The organism is Kushneria phyllosphaerae, from assembly GCF_900312995.1.
Lineage (GTDB): Bacteria > Pseudomonadota > Gammaproteobacteria > Pseudomonadales > Halomonadaceae > Kushneria > Kushneria phyllosphaerae.
Map to the genome: position 1 here is coordinate 120,157 of NZ_ONZI01000001.1, position 14,396 is coordinate 134,552.

Consider the following 14,396-nt stretch of genomic DNA (forward strand, 5'->3'; position numbering starts at 1 on the left):
AACAAACCGCTGATGTCTCCTGCCTGATCGGTATCCCCTGTCCAAAGGATGATTACCGGGTAAGCCGTCGAATCAGTAACTCTATAGTACTTAATGTATCAGAAGGTAACGCAAAGTACACTGAGTAATTAGTATCATGGAAATTGAAAAGAACTATTGATATACGACTTTTCAATACTCCGAATGATGAAAAAAACCGACCTCATCCATTTTTTGCATCATCCTTTTGTCTCGAAGGTCCTGTTTCGGCGAGCCATTCATCAAGCAGCGCCTGCACCGTGCTGTCCTGCCAGAAGGCCGACAGCGTGGCCGCATCTTTGCTGCTCAGCCCCGGCATCACCTGCCAGTCAGCGTTTTCAAGCGAGCGCATGAATACAATGTGATTCAAACTATCGGCTGACCGAAAGACGACTTTAGGCTGAGAGCCGTAAAACCGGGCATGAGCCGGCTCCAGTGCGGCCAGCCATTGCTGCAGTGGTTTTCGCCCTGCCTGATCGAATGCCGCGCGCCACTGCGTGGCCCGAGTGTCGCCGACCCCGCTTAGTGAGCGCAATGTAGCGCGCGACAGATCACGCCAATCAAGCAAGGAAGTGATCATTTCGGCGTCAATTAACCGTTTCCAGGTACCCTCCCCAATGCCGTACATATCGAGCCCATCACGGCTGCTCAGATAGGTCAGGCGCGCCAGAAACTGTGCGCGACACCCGGGTGTGAGTGTCAGACAGCTCAGTGCGTTGAACGCTTTCGGGTCGGGAATCTCCAGAGCCACGCGCTGGTCGTTGCGAATCACGACCTCATCAAGCCGGGGAATGGTCAGCCCGGCCAGTGAGATTCTGACCTGATCGCCCGGGCGAATGTCGGCTTTTTGCCAGAGTGCAAAAGAACCGGCGCTGACATGGCGAATCGTGCGGTCATCCAGCGTGACCGGTTCAAGTTCAAGCACCGGCGTGATGCGTCCCGTCCGACCGATACGAAACTCGACATCACGGACTTCGGCAAGCGTATCAGCCACGGGATATTTCCATGCCACGCTCTGTGCAGGCGGCGTATCGCGCCAGACCCGACCCGGCGGCTGGACGTCGCGCTTGATCACCACGCCATCGCTGGCAAAGGGCAGGGCGTGTCGATACCAGTATTGTCGCCAGTGCGCCACGTCCTCAATGGTGCTGACCCGATGGCTCCAGCGCTGCGGATCCATAAAGCCCCAATCGGACAGCTGCCGGTTACGTGCCGCCAGAGTTTCGGGGCCATCAGGCAGCGCCCAGGCAAAGAATCCGATCCGATCGCGCGCCTGTGCGCTCAGGTCATGACGCTGCATCAGTCCGGCAATATCGGCGCGCGCACCGGCACTGCCGTCGCGGCCTTGAACATGCTCGGGACGTTTGAGATAGAGTTCGCCCTGAATCACCACCTGCTCGGGCGTGGGGCCATCAAGTCGTTCGGGAATGGCGGCGATGCCGGTAACGCCGGCCAGCCAGTCCTGACCGCTCAGGCCGTTACCGCGACTGGTCGCTCTCATCAGCTGACCCTTGCCATATACCAGCGTGACCGCCACGCCATCGACCTTGGGCTGAACCCACAGCGGCCCCGGTGGCAATGCCTTGAGCCAGTGATCGACCGCAGCCTGATCCGGCAGCTTGTTCAGCCCTGTCTGAGCAATGACGTGGCGCTGTTCGCCGCCTCTCAGGACCACCTCAGGCAAGGGCTGACCCAGACAAAAGCGCCAGTGCGCCAGGCGAGCCTGCGCCTGATCATGCACCCCATCTGTTACCAGACGCTCACCGCGCTGATAATAGGCCTCATCCCAGAGGGCAACCCGAGCGGCCAGAGACTCGAGTCTTCCCTCGATGGCCTCCGGTGCCGGACATGCTCCGGAAGTTGCCATCGCGGGCATTGCCAGCCACATCAGTGTTACCCCGCCCATCATCCAGCGCTGCCATCCCATAGCTTCCTCATGCGTCAATATTCGTCACCCCTGAGGTCACTATCGACAAGAGAACGTCGTTCTGAAGACGAATGCCTTCAGCGCAACAGGCGCAAACTGCTAGACTTTTGAGACCAACGAGGAGACATGTCATGAGCAACGCACGCGCAGTCGCATGGGATCAGAAAGGCGTCGATCATGTCGCCGACCATGAAGAGTTGACCCAGTTCCTGCATAAAAAACCCGAGGCCGGTGACATCATCACAGCGCGCTACGAGGGCGCCAATGTGCGCCTGAAAGTGCTGGAGCGTCAGGGGGAGGACACCTCGGTGGCCGAAGTGCTGGGTCTTAGCGCCGAGGACGAGACCCGCGTCAATGAGCACGAAGGCCTGCACAAAGGCGAGACCGTACTGGTGCCCGACCGGGATCGAGCCTTTATCCGTTATAGCAATTGATGCTTTGACAGCCTCTTTTTATACTGTAATGGAACCAGGTTAGGACAACTCGTTGTTTGGTTCTGCGGCCTGAAGTCGTCATTATCTGACCATGACATCCCGTCGGATCTGATACTGGCCGCAGGCCCTTCTACCGACACCCGTTTTTATTGATGGCCAAAGGAGTGACAAATGGCGCTGCAACTTGGCGATACTGCACCGGATTTCTCTCAGGACAGCACCGAGGGAGTGATCAATTTTCACGAGTGGCTGGGCGATAGCTGGGCGATTCTCTTCTCTCACCCCAAGGACTTCACACCGGTGTGCACTACCGAGCTGGGTGAAGTGGCCCGTCTGAAGCCCGAGTTCGACAAGCGCAACACCAAAGCCATTGGCCTGTCGGTTGACCCGATTGAAGACCACCACGCCTGGAAGGGCGACATCGAGGAAACTCAGGGCTGCGGGCTCAATTTCCCGCTGCTGGCCGACGCTGATCGCAGCATAAGCGAGAAGTACGGCATGATTCATCCCAATGCCAACGATACCCTGACGGTCCGTTCGGTCTTTGTCATCGACCCCAAAAAGAAGGTTCGTCTGACCCTGACCTATCCGGCCAGCGCCGGGCGCAACTTCCAGGAAATCCTGCGCGTGCTCGACAGCCTGCAGCTGACCGACAATGAAAAGGTCGCAACGCCTGTGAACTGGCAAAAGGGCGATGACGTCATCATCGTGCCGTCGCTGAGCAACGAAGAAGCCGCCAAGCTCTTCCCGCAGGGCTGGGACGAGAAAAAGCCCTACCTGCGCATGACCAAGCTCAACAAATAAGGCGCTGACAGTGCGGGCATGATCATGGCCCGCCTCACGCCATAAAAAACGCCCGGCCATCATCTGGTCGGGCGTTTTTTTGATCACGTTGTCTGGCCAGGGAAGATCGCTACATTACAGCACCTGCGCGGTCAGCTTTTTGGCAAAGCCTGCCACGTACTCTCCTTGGAAGCGGGCAATTTTCAGCTCGCGCGCGCTGGGCTGACGCGAACCGTCCCCGCCGGCCAGCGTCGAGGCGCCGTAAGGGGTGCCGCCGCTCACTTCAGAGATATCGAACTGCTCCTCGACCCCATAGCCGATCGGCACGATCACCATCCCGTGGTGTGCCAGCGTTGTCCAGCTCGAGGTGATGGTCATCTCCTCGCCACCGCCGGTACCGGTGGAAGTAAAGACACTGGCCAGCTTGCCGCGCAGGGCACCTTTCGCCCATAGCCCACCGGTCTGGTCCAGAAAGGTGCGCATCTGCCCGGCCATGTTGCCATAACGGGTCGGCGTACCAAGGATAATGGCATCATAGTCGACAAGTTCGGACGGCTCGGCCACCGGGGCGGTCTGATCCACCTTGCCACCGGCCTGTTTGAAGGCTTCCTCACTCATGGTCTCGGGCACCCGCTTGATGGTGACTTCGGTGCCGGACACCGAGCGCGCGCCCTCGGCGACCGCTTCGGCCATGGTTTCGATATGGCCATACATCGAGTAATACAGTACCAGTACGCGTGACATCGATGTTACCTCCCTCAAAAACGCTGAAATAAATGCAGCAGAATGCGCGCCGCTGAATCAGCCTGGCGCAACCATCGTCATACTGCCTGTTTTCCGGTTCATGACAAGCCATCCCTGCGCCACCTCCAGGGTATCGCCCAACGAGCCTTAAGCGCGTTTGAACACAAGACGTTGCGACCCGGCGGGATCATCGTATGCTGATGGGCACACGCCTCATTAATGCCGGGCGCCTACGCCTGTGGAAACCTGCCCATGCTTGAGTCTCACGATGCCCGTCGCCCGCTGATCTGGCTGGCAGCGCTGATTCCCGTGGCACTGGCCCTGATCTTCTGGTGGTGGCTGGCGCGTGAGCGGGCGCCGGAGGATGCCGGCACCCCTTCTCCCATCGCCGTCGGTGTTGCCGAGGTCATCGAGCGCGACCTGAGGGCCACACTCAATACCGTGGGCGATGTCGAGGCTACCGACTCTATCGAGATCGCCTCGCTGGTCACCGAGCGCATCACCGGGCTGCACTTTGACAGCGGCGAGCGGGTCAACAAGGGCGATCTACTGATCCAGCTCGATGACCGCGCCGAGCAGCAGGGGCTGCGTGCCGCCCGCGTGATCGCCGAGCAGGAACAGCGCGAACTCGATCGTCTGCAACCGCTGGTGCGCCAGGGCTCGATTGCCACCCAGCAGGCGGATGCCCAGCGCAACCGGCTGGAAAGTGCCCGAATCGAGGCGGCCCGTCTCACCGCCGCGCTGGAAGAGCGCACCATCACCGCGCCGGTCAGCGGCCTCATGGGCCTGAGTCACTTGAGCGTCGGAGAGCTGATCAGCGCTGACACGCCGCTGGTCACACTGGACAGCATTGACCGGGTACAGGTCGACTTCTCGCTGCCCGAGCGCGAGCTGCAGCGCGTCACCGAAGGCATGAGGGTCATGGCGCACTCGGTGGCCTGGCCGGGCCAGACCTTTCCCGGCGAGGTCACCACCATCGATCCGCGTCTGGATCGAGAGACGCGCACGCTCATGATCAGAGCCCGCTTTGACAATCCCGATCTGGCCCTGCGCCCGGGCATGCTGCTCGACATCGCCCTGCTTCTGCCTGCTCGGCAACGCCTGGTCGTACCGGAAACCGCCATCATGGGGGAGCGTGATCGTCAGTGGGTCTATGTGGTGACCCAAACGGCAGAGGGTCATCGCGCCCACCGGGTCGAGATCAATGTTGTGGAGCGTGCCCCCGGCTGGGCCGCCATCGAGACCACCAGTGAGGACAACTCGCTAAAGCCGGGCGCTTCGGTGGCCATCAGCGGCCTGCGTGACATCGGTGAGGATCGCGCTCTGGTGCTCGATGAGACCGCCGCGCGTGATACCCACGCTCTGTTGGAAGCGCGTCCGGCCAACGAGCGCACCGCACCGTCGGAGACGCCCGCCCCATGACCCTGACCGATCTTGCCGTGACACGACCGGTCGGCACCGTGGTCGTCTCCCTGCTGCTGGTGCTGTTTGGCGTGCTCGGCTTTCTGGATCTGCCCATCCGTGAATACCCCTCCATTGAGGAGCCGGAGGTGTCGGTCGAGATCGTCTGGCCCGGCGCCTCTGCAGCGGTGGTGGAATCGCGCGTCACCCAGACCATTGAAAACGTCGTTGCCGGCATCGAAGGCGTGGTCAGCGTCGAATCGGAAAGTAACGATGGTGAATCCGAAGTTACGCTGACCTTTGCCAGCGATATTGATCTGGACACCGCCGCCAACGACGTGCGCGATCAGGTCTCGCGGGTGGCCGACGCCCTGCCGACCGGCGCCGAGGCCCCGGAGATCAGCAAGGACCAGGGCGGTAGCGATACGCTCATGATCCTGTCGGTACAGACCGACCGAATGAGCGCCATGGCGCTGTCGGACTATGCCGACCGGTCGCTGCTGGATCGGTTCTCGACCATTGGCGGCGTCTCGCGCGTACGGCTTTGGGGGTCGCAGCTGCCGGCCATGCGCGTGGATCTGGACCGCCACGCCATGACGGCCCACGACATTACCGTTGACGACATCACCAATGCGCTGGCCAGCGAAAACGTCGAATATCCGGGCGGGCGGATCGAGTCCGCCACCCGGGAATTCACCGTGCGCCTGCTGCCAGGCTATGACACGGCCGATGCCTTTCGCCGCCTGCCGCTGCGCCGGGGCGAGGGCACCCGCACCGTGACGCTGGGCGATGTGGCCACGGTCACGCTGGGCCCGGAAACGCGGCGTGAACGCTTTGAGGTCAATGGTCAGCCCACCGTCTCGATTGCCATCAGCCGCCAGAGCACGGCCAATACGCTGTCCATCTCGCGCGATGTACGTGCAACACTTGAGGATCTGCGCGATGAGCTGCCCGAAGGCATGCACATCAATATCGTCTCCGATGACACCCTCTACATTTCGGCAGCACTCAAGGAGGTGCTGCTGACGCTGGTCATCGCGGTGGTCATGGTGGTCGGCGTGATCATCCTTTTTTTGGGCTCGTGGCGCGCGGCGCTCGTCGCCGCCACGGTGATCCCCATTTCGCTTTTGGCCTGCGGCATGATCCTGCTGGGGCTGGGGTTCAGTCTCAACATGCTGACCCTTCTGGCACTGGTGCTCTCGGTCGGGCTGGTGGTGGATGACGCCATCGTCATGATTGAAAACATTCAGCGCCACCTGGAAGAGGGTGATACCTCGCTGGTGGCCGCCTTTCGCGGGGCCCGTCAGGTCGCCTTTGCCATTATTGCCACCAGCCTGGTGCTGATGGCGGTCTTTTTGCCCATCACGCTGATGAGCGGCCAGACCGGGCGCCTGTTTACCGAGTTCGCCGTCACGATTGCCGCCGCCATCGCCTTTTCCACCCTGGTATCGCTGACGCTGACGCCGGTCATGGCCTCGTGGCTGCTGACCGGTCACTCAAGGCGTCAGGGCTCGCCGACCGGACGGCTCATGGACGGCGTCACGGCGCGCTATCAGCGCCATCTGAGTGACATGCTGCATCGTCCGGTACTGGTCGGCGGTGGCTTTGTGGCCATGGTGATCGTCACCGTCGCGGTCATCACGACATTGCCCACCGAGTACGAGCCCTATGACGACCGCGGCGCCCTGCGCATCAACGTGCAGGCCGAGGAAGGGGTCAATTTCGAGGAGATGGCGCGGCGCATGCAGGTCATGGGACAGCGGCTAGAACCCATTATCGGAGACCGGGCACTGGTGGATAACGCCTCGCTGCGCGTGCCGTCGCCCGGCAACAGCGAAGGGGCGGTCAACAATGGCCGCTGGATCATCAGCTTCACGCCCTGGCAGACGCGCGAGCAGAGCACCCGCCAGGTGGCCGCACGCATCAATAAAGCGCTGGAGGGGTTTTCCGAAGTCAGCGCGACGACGCTTCTGCCGCGTGGGCTGAGCTCGGGCAACGCCACGCCGGTGCAGTTCGTGGTGGGGGGACCGGACTACGCCACACTGGGTGCCTGGCGCGATCAGCTGATGGCCGCATGGCAGGACTATCCCGGCCTTGAAGCGCTCGATAGTGACCTGATCGAAACCACGCCGCAGCTTCAGGTACGTCTGGACCGTGAGCGCGCCGCACAGCTCGGCGTCAGCGCCGAAACGGTAGGCCGAACGCTTGAATCCTTTTTTGGCGAGCGCAGCCTGACCACGTTTGAGCGTGATGGCCAGTCCTATGACGTGATCCTGCAGGGGCGGCGCGAGCAGCGCCTGACGCCACAGGCGCTGGAAGATATCCGGGTACGTACCGGCAGCGGCGCGCTGGTGAGCCTGGCCAATCTCGTGCATCTGGAAGAGATTGCGGTCTCCCCCACGCTCAACCGCTATAACCGGATTCGCGCCGTCACCTTCTCGGCCAACGTTGCCGAAGGCTACAGCCTGTCGCAGGTGCTCGATCACATGAACGCCACGGTCGACGCCACCCTGCCGGAGCAGGCGCGTATCGATTACAAGGGCGCCACACAGGACTTTCTCGAGGCCGGACGCGATCTACTGCTGGTGTTTACCGTAGCGATCGCGGTCACCTGGCTGGTGCTGGCAGCACAGTTCGAGAACTTCATCAGCCCGCTGGTGGTGATGCTGACCGTGCCGCTGGGGATGCTGGGCGCCGGCATGGCGCTGTGGCTGATGAGCGAGAGTCTCAATCTGTATGCCCAGATCGGGCTTTTGATGCTGATCGGGCTATCAGCCAAAAACGGCATCCTGATTGTCGAGTTCGCCAATCAGCTGCGCGATGACGGAGTGGCGCTGCGCGAGGCCATTTTGCAGGCCTCTCAAACGCGCCTGCGCCCGATTCTGATGACCTCAATCTCGACCATGGCCGGTGCCCTGCCGCTGGTGATGGCCACCGGCGCTGGGGCGGCCAGTCGTTTCGGGCTGGGCATCACGCTGCTGGCCGGCTGCGCCAGCGCCACGCTTCTGACCTTGGGCGTGGTGCCGATCGCCTACTACTGGCTGGCCGGCCATCAAAAGCCCCCGGGGCATCGTCGCCGCCAGCTCAGGGCCTCACTGGAACGTCACACGCCCGAGATGTGATCCGACGGTTGACGCTTGAAGGTCAGCACCAGCAGATCCCGCCTGCCAACGCACGAGGCGTCCTCGGCCACGATGGGCGTGACGCCGTGCAGCACCCGGGTGTCGTCGACCAGCGCCATGTCCAGCGGCTCGGCCAGAGTGAAGGCGGCCAGCTCACGACGATCCAGGTCATGTATGTGCGAAATGCCCTCACCCACGTTGTGACGCCCCACCATCACCATCGCCACGAAATCCACGCCGTCGCGGTGAAGCCCTTCGGGCGTGGGCAGACCGGCAGTGATGTCACCGCCCACCTCGATTCGAAACTGATGCATCTCGACGTGCCAGTCGATCCCGGGCGCGCAGCGTCCAAATACGCCCAGCGTCAGTTCGCAGAGAAAGGCAAACGTATGCGTTTCGAGCGCCCCATCTTCTACCGGCTCAAAGTGACGCTCAATACCGCCGTTGAGCCGGTTGAAATCCGTGGTCTGAAAGTGGGCCTGATGAGGCTTTCGAACCAGCGCGTGTGCACCAAACGCAGCACTGAACACCGCATGACGCCTGCGCCGGTAGCGCCCGCCATCGCCCATGAAGCGATCCGGCGCCAGATCGTTCCAGTAGCGGGCCAGCGCGTCATGGTCTCGGGGGCGATGCCCGTGGGCCGCGCACCAGTCATGAAAGACCGGGGCGATCTCGCCGGCCGGCGCCAACAGATAGCCGTCGCGCTCAAGCCGCTCGGAAAGCGACGTTGAAAGCGTTTCAAGCGGGGCATCATGCGTTGGCACATCAGACATCAGGGTCACCACCGGGAATGAAGCAAGGGGTAGAGCCACCACGCGTCAGACCAGACCTGACGCCGCGCGGGGCAGAGCGCTATTATGGCACTGTCGATCATCGCCGCCCATGACCGCGTGCTCAGGGCGCACGTCTACAAAAGGCCCCCGTCCATGTCCGCATCCCACAGCGCCCCCATTGCCATCACCATGGGCGACCCGGCCGGCGTCGGTCCGGAAATTATCACTCGTCTGGCCTGCCTGCCGCGCACGAGTGACACGCCGCTGCTGGTCATCGGCGATATCGAGCGGCTGCGCGCCATGGCAGAGCGGCTGGGACTGGCGCTGACGCTTGTGCCCATCCAGCACCCGAGCGAGCTGGGCACTCACGGCGTCACGCCAGGACGTCTGGCCGTTCTGCCGGCAGGCCCATCCCTGCCGCCTGATCTGCCCTATGGCCGGGTCGATGCCCGCGCCGGCGCCGCGGCCTATTCTTACGTCAGTCGCGCCATCGATTTCGCGCTTGAGGGCGCCATCAGCGCCATCGTGACGGCCCCGCTCAACAAGGCCGCCATGGCCGCGGCCGGCATTACCTACCCCGGACATACCGAGATTCTCGCCGACCGCGCCGGCACGCAGGATTTCGGCATGATGCTGGCCAACGACGAGCTGCGCGTGATGCTGGTGTCGATTCACCTGTCGCTGCGCCAGGCCATCGACGCCGTCACTCCCGAGCGCGAACTGCGCGCCATTCGCCTTGCCGCGCGCGCCTGTCACGCCTACGGCATCGAGCACCCGCGCATCGCAGTCGCCGGGCTCAACCCGCATGCCGGGGAAGGCGGCCTGTTCGGCGAGGAGGATGAGGACACCATTGCGCCGGCGATCGCCCGGGCCCGCGAAGAAGGCATCGACGCTTCCGGGCCCTGGCCGGGGGATACGGTCTTCATGAACGCCCGCCGCGGCCACTTTGACGCGGTGGTGGCGCAGTATCACGACCAGGGCCTGATCCCGGTGAAGTATTTAGGGGTTGAGAACGGCGTGAACATCACGGTGGGGCTGCCGTTCGTGCGCACCAGTGTCGATCATGGCACTGCCTTCGATATTGCAGGCACCGGGCGCGCCGACCCATCGAGTCTTTTGTACGCGCTCAAACAGGCCGAGGCGATGGTGCGCGCAGGCGCCGGAAATCGCCCGATCGGATGCAACATTGGCCAGCGGTAGTACACTGAAGGCATGACAACGCCGCTGCGAGCTCATCCGCGACGGCGCGCCACTCCCTCACGACGCGGAGCAGGACGATGCAACTCAGGCAGAGCAATATCGAAAGGCTGGCCGACGGCGAAACCTACGACACGCTGATCATTGGCGGCGGCATCAACGGGGCGGTCTGCGCGGCGGCGCTGGCCGGGCGCGGCGTGAAGGTCGGCCTGGTGGAACAGGGCGACTTCGCCGGCATGACCAGCATGTGGTCGTCCAATCTCATCTGGGGCGGCATCAAGTACATGGAGTCGCGGGATTTCAAGCTGGTGCGCGAACTCTGTATCTCGCGTAACCATCTCATCAAGCACTACCCCTCGACCGTGCAGGAGATCCGTTTTCTCACCACGATCACCAAGGGCTTTCGCTGGAATCCGCTGATGCTGTGGGCGGGCACCTGGATCTACTGGCTGTTTGGCAACTGCTTTACCCGAGTACCACGCCTGCCGAGCCTTAACACCATCAACCGCGAAGAGCCGGTGATCAACACCCAATCGGCGACCGGCTGTTTCGAGTATTCCGACGCCTTTTTGCACGACAATGACGCTCGTTTTGTATGGAATTTCGTGCGTACCGCCATGAACAGCGGCTGCGTGGCGGCCAACTACGTCGAGGCGACCGGTTTCGAGCGCCGGGGGGATCTCTGGCACGTGGGCCTTCGAGATGTCATGAGCGGGCGCGAGTGGACGATCAGGGCGAAGACGCTGGTCAACGCCTGCGGCCCGCTGGCTGATCGCACCAACGCCCTGGCCCACAAGCATACCGAGCACAGCCACGTGCTCTCCAAGGGCATCCACCTGATCGTCGATCGCATCACGCCCCACAAGCGCGTGATGGCCTTTTTCGACGAGGATGGGCGACTTTTCTTCGCCATTCCCATGGGGACCCGTACCTGCATCGGCACGACCGACACTCGCACCGAAGACCCCCACGCAGCCATCACCGACGATGACGTCAAGTTTGTGCTCGACAACATCAACGCGCGTCTGTCGCTCGACAAGCCGCTGGACCGCGACGACATCATCGCCACGCGCTGCGGCGTGCGACCGCTGGCCGTACAGAACACCAGCGGCGGCGACCGCGACTTCCTGCAACTGTCACGCAAGCACGAGATCGATTCCGACATCGATCAGGGCTTTATCAGCATCTTTGGCGGCAAGCTCACCGACTGCATCAACGTCGGCGAGGAGATCGTTGATCTGGTCAAGACCATGGGCATCGATATCCGCTTCCCCGACTACCGCTGGTACGGCGAACCGGTAGATGCCGTGCGCGATGAGTTTTTCCACCAGGCCCGCCTGATGAAGCTCGATGACTATACCGATGCCAGCGCCTCCGAGCCGCTGTCTACTCGTCTGTGGCGGCGCTACGCGGCCCACGCCATCGGTATCCTCGAGTACATTCGCGAGGACCCGCGTCAGGCGGAAATTCTCATAGAGGGGACCGAGTACATTCGTGCCGAGGTGCGCCAGGCCGCACGGCGCGAGATGATCACCAAGCTCGAGGACTTTTTGCGGCGGCGCTCCAAGATCAGTCTCGTCTCGCGACAGGAGACCATCCGCCAGTCGGCAGGGCTTATGGAAGCGTGCGAGCTGCTGTTCGGCGAGGATGCCCGGATGCGCTTTGATGAATATTTTCGCGATCATCCCGTGACCAATGGCATCGCTCGCGATCCCGGTGCAGGCCCTCTGCCGGCCGATGGGGCCAGCAATAACCCGGCCACCGAGCATGACAAGGCGCCGGAGGGTCAAAAGGAAGGGGATTTCGAGACGCTGAACTGGTAGTCGCCTCTCTGCCTTGATCAGCGCCATCCGCGCGGCGCTGATCGAACGGTTTACCACCATGACAAGTGCATCCGACGCCGCGCGGGTAGCGGCCTCGCCATTGCCAAACGTCTTCCATACGTGCTCACACAGGTCAGGGCCATGATGTGCGCCGGGGGCTGACACCCCCGCCCGTGATTCCATGGCATGTTGGAGCGCGCCACTGTGGTATAAGCCACCGGGGTCACCCGGCAAGACGATCGGGGAACGCAACCTCGTCCACGGGGTCGATGAAGAATGCGCAGCCCCACGGGGCCTGTTTGAACGTTGTCGCTACCGCAGGAACTCTATCGTGTTACGGTCGTTTTTTCCCAACCCTCCCCTTTTTTTCTCAAGCGTTCTGATCTGGGCGCTGATCTGTACCGGCCTGTGGCAGCTGGGCGCCAGTGACTGGGGCGCCGCCATCGGCCTGCCGCCACTGGCCGAAGGGGCGGCCCTCCCCGTGGATGTCTCGCGTTTCTGGGCGCCATCCATGCTCTGGTTTTATCTCTACTACGCCCTGTGCGTAGCCGTCTTTGCCGCGGCGTGGGCCCTGTTTGATCGCCATCGCTGGCAGCGCTGGTCGATTCTGGGCAGCGCACTGATCATCTTCATGACTTGGTTTTCGGTGCAGACCAGCGTGGCCGTCAATGCCTGGTACGGGCCATTCTGGGACATGATCCAGAAAGCACTGGAGGGTGACAGCGGTGTCACGGTCACCGACATCTACACCGGCATGTTCAGCTTCGCAGGCATTGCCTTTGTGGCCGTGACGGTGGGCGTACTCAACTATTTCGTGGTCAGCCACTACATCTTTCGCTGGCGCTGGGCGATGAACAACTTCTACATGCGCCACTGGTCACAGCTGCGCCATATCGAGGGTGCCGCCCAGCGTGTGCAGGAGGACACCATGCGCTTTTCCACCACGCTCGAAGGCCTGGGGGTGAATCTGCTCAAGTCGGTGATGACGCTGATTGCCTTCATGCCGCTGCTGGTGACGATGTCACAGAACATTACCGAGCTGCCGCTGGTGGGCGATATTCCCAACGCTCTGGTATGGGCGGCGATCGCCTGGTCGCTCTTTGGCACCGTGTTGCTGGCCGTGGTCGGTATTCGGCTGCCGGGGCTCGAATTTCGCAATCAGCGTGTCGAGGCGGCCTACCGCAAGGAGCTGGTCTACGGCGAGGATGATCCCGAGCGCGCAGCGCCGGCCACCGTGGCCACACTGTTTGATCGGGTCAGGCAAAACTATTTTCGTCTCTACTGGCACTACGCCTATTTCAACATTGCCCGCATCTTCTATCTGCAGGCCGATGTGGTCTTCGGGCTGATCGTACTGGCGCCCTCGATCGTTGCCGGCAAGCTGACACTGGGGCTTTTGCAGCAGGTCCTCAACGTCTTTGGTCAGGTCCGCGAGTCGTTTCAGTATCTGGTCAACTCCTGGTCGACCGTGATCGAGCTGCTGTCGATCATCAAGCGTCTGCGCGCCTTTGAATCCGTAATCGATCACAACGCTCCTGCCGATGAGGCCCTGAGCTCGACCGACACGGTTTCCTGAGTCTGGTTCGACCCGCACCGTCGCGCGCCGATGCCCCTGTGGCATCGGCGCCCGGCACTGATCGATGCACCACGCATGAACTCTTCATGACAGCTTCAGCGAACCGGAGCGTCGCCCGGTTCGGCATCGGGCACATGCAGCGTGATCACCGTACAGTGGGCCACATGAGAGACCTTGTGAGACACGCTGCCCACGACAAGACCTTTCAGGTCACTGAGGCCGCGACTGCCCATCACGATGGTATCGATGTCCAGCGCCTCGGCCAGCGCCACGATGGTTCTTTCCGGTCGGCCGGGGGGATTGTCCTCGACATGAAAATGAACCTCGCTTGAGGGCGAGCCCACCTGCGACCAGGCGGACTGCAACAGCGACTCGCCCTTTTCATGTCCCTTTTCCGGCGTGTAATCCAGCGGCGTCGACCCAGTCTGTGCCCCCAGGTGATCGACCGCCACGGGCGGCTCGACAATATGGAGAAGATGCAGGGTGCCGCCATCCGCCCGCTGCATCAGGCAGGCGTGTTCAAGCGCCTTTTGTGCACTGCGGGAACCATCAAGAGGCACCAGAATATTGTGTGTCATGATCTCTCTCCTTTCTTCGG

The 14,396-nt window shown here is 62.1% G+C and carries 11 protein-coding genes; 7 read left to right on the forward strand and 4 right to left on the reverse strand.

Annotation, left to right across the window (positions count from 1 at the left end; all coding sequences use genetic code 11):
• Positions 1-202: 202 nt before the first annotated feature.
• A complete protein-coding gene (gene ligB / locus KSP9073_RS00535) occupies positions 203-1,945 on the reverse strand; it encodes an NAD-dependent DNA ligase LigB (RefSeq protein WP_108841014.1) in 1,743 nt (580 codons plus the stop codon).
• Positions 1,946-2,076: 131 nt separating this feature from the next.
• Between ligB and KSP9073_RS00540 the strand changes: the two genes are divergently transcribed.
• Positions 2,077-2,379, forward strand: a complete 303-nt coding sequence (locus KSP9073_RS00540; RefSeq protein ID WP_108841015.1) for a hypothetical protein — start codon at positions 2,077-2,079, stop codon at positions 2,377-2,379.
• Between the two features lie 171 nt (positions 2,380-2,550).
• Positions 2,551-3,183 (forward strand): peroxiredoxin, encoded by a 633-nt coding sequence (locus KSP9073_RS00545; RefSeq protein ID WP_108841016.1) that lies wholly within the window; start codon positions 2,551-2,553, stop codon positions 3,181-3,183.
• A 114-nt stretch (positions 3,184-3,297) separates the two neighbouring features.
• On the opposite strand, the gene wrbA is transcribed toward KSP9073_RS00545, so the two are convergent.
• Entirely contained in the window at positions 3,298-3,906 is a 609-nt protein-coding gene (wrbA, locus tag KSP9073_RS00550; RefSeq protein ID WP_108841017.1) for an NAD(P)H:quinone oxidoreductase, read from the reverse strand.
• 252 nt (positions 3,907-4,158) lie between these two features.
• Between wrbA and KSP9073_RS00555 the strand changes: the two genes are divergently transcribed.
• Together KSP9073_RS00555 and KSP9073_RS00560 are read left to right on the forward strand one after the other, a co-directional pair.
• Positions 4,159-5,328, forward strand: a complete 1,170-nt coding sequence (locus tag KSP9073_RS00555; RefSeq protein WP_165814113.1) for an efflux RND transporter periplasmic adaptor subunit — start codon at positions 4,159-4,161, stop codon at positions 5,326-5,328.
• Entirely contained in the window at positions 5,325-8,429 is a 3,105-nt protein-coding gene (locus KSP9073_RS00560) for an efflux RND transporter permease subunit (protein WP_108841019.1), read from the forward strand. Before KSP9073_RS00555 ends, KSP9073_RS00560 begins: the two co-directional genes overlap by 4 nt.
• On the opposite strand, the gene KSP9073_RS00565 is transcribed toward KSP9073_RS00560, so the two are convergent.
• A complete protein-coding gene (locus tag KSP9073_RS00565; RefSeq protein ID WP_108841965.1) occupies positions 8,411-9,202 on the reverse strand; it encodes a 2OG-Fe dioxygenase family protein in 792 nt (263 codons plus the stop codon). The genes KSP9073_RS00560 and KSP9073_RS00565 overlap by 19 nt on opposite strands.
• A gap of 153 nt (positions 9,203-9,355) precedes the next feature.
• Here KSP9073_RS00565 and pdxA point away from each other — a divergent pair, with 153 nt between their 5' ends.
• The 3 genes from pdxA (at position 9,356) to sbmA (ending at position 13,798) form a co-directional block, all read left to right on the forward strand.
• Positions 9,356-10,402: a 4-hydroxythreonine-4-phosphate dehydrogenase PdxA gene (gene pdxA, locus KSP9073_RS00570; RefSeq protein WP_108841966.1), complete on the forward strand. Its 1,047-nt coding sequence runs from the start codon at positions 9,356-9,358 to the stop codon at positions 10,400-10,402.
• 77 nt (positions 10,403-10,479) lie between these two features.
• Positions 10,480-12,222, forward strand: a complete 1,743-nt coding sequence (locus tag KSP9073_RS00575) for a glycerol-3-phosphate dehydrogenase/oxidase (RefSeq protein ID WP_108841020.1) — start codon at positions 10,480-10,482, stop codon at positions 12,220-12,222.
• Positions 12,223-12,553: 331 nt separating this feature from the next.
• A complete protein-coding gene (gene sbmA, locus KSP9073_RS00580) occupies positions 12,554-13,798 on the forward strand; it encodes a peptide antibiotic transporter SbmA (protein WP_108841021.1) in 1,245 nt (414 codons plus the stop codon).
• A 95-nt stretch (positions 13,799-13,893) separates the two neighbouring features.
• Here the strand turns inward: sbmA and KSP9073_RS00585 are convergent, their stop codons facing one another.
• A complete protein-coding gene (locus KSP9073_RS00585) occupies positions 13,894-14,376 on the reverse strand; it encodes a universal stress protein (RefSeq protein WP_108841022.1) in 483 nt (160 codons plus the stop codon).
• Between the last annotated feature and the right edge of the window lie 20 nt (positions 14,377-14,396).

What these genes read in the sequence shown, in the direction of transcription:
- pdxA (WP_108841966.1), top strand. Translation starts at nt 9,356, where the DNA reads ATGTCCGCATCCCACAGCGCCCCCATTGCCATCACCATGGGCGACCCG.
- KSP9073_RS00545 (WP_108841016.1), top strand. Translation starts at nt 2,551, where the DNA reads ATGGCGCTGCAACTTGGCGATACTGCACCGGATTTCTCTCAGGACAGC.
- KSP9073_RS00560 (WP_108841019.1), top strand. Translation starts at nt 5,325, where the DNA reads ATGACCCTGACCGATCTTGCCGTGACACGACCGGTCGGCACCGTGGTC.
- KSP9073_RS00585 (WP_108841022.1), bottom strand. Translation starts at nt 14,376, where the DNA reads ATGACACACAATATTCTGGTGCCTCTTGATGGTTCCCGCAGTGCACAA.
- KSP9073_RS00565 (WP_108841965.1), bottom strand. Translation starts at nt 9,202, where the DNA reads ATGTCTGATGTGCCAACGCATGATGCCCCGCTTGAAACGCTTTCAACG.
- KSP9073_RS00555 (WP_165814113.1), top strand. Translation starts at nt 4,159, where the DNA reads ATGCTTGAGTCTCACGATGCCCGTCGCCCGCTGATCTGGCTGGCAGCG.
- wrbA (WP_108841017.1), bottom strand. Translation starts at nt 3,906, where the DNA reads ATGTCACGCGTACTGGTACTGTATTACTCGATGTATGGCCATATCGAA.
- ligB (WP_108841014.1), bottom strand. Translation starts at nt 1,945, where the DNA reads ATGGGATGGCAGCGCTGGATGATGGGCGGGGTAACACTGATGTGGCTG.
- KSP9073_RS00575 (WP_108841020.1), top strand. Translation starts at nt 10,480, where the DNA reads ATGCAACTCAGGCAGAGCAATATCGAAAGGCTGGCCGACGGCGAAACC.
- KSP9073_RS00540 (WP_108841015.1), top strand. Translation starts at nt 2,077, where the DNA reads ATGAGCAACGCACGCGCAGTCGCATGGGATCAGAAAGGCGTCGATCAT.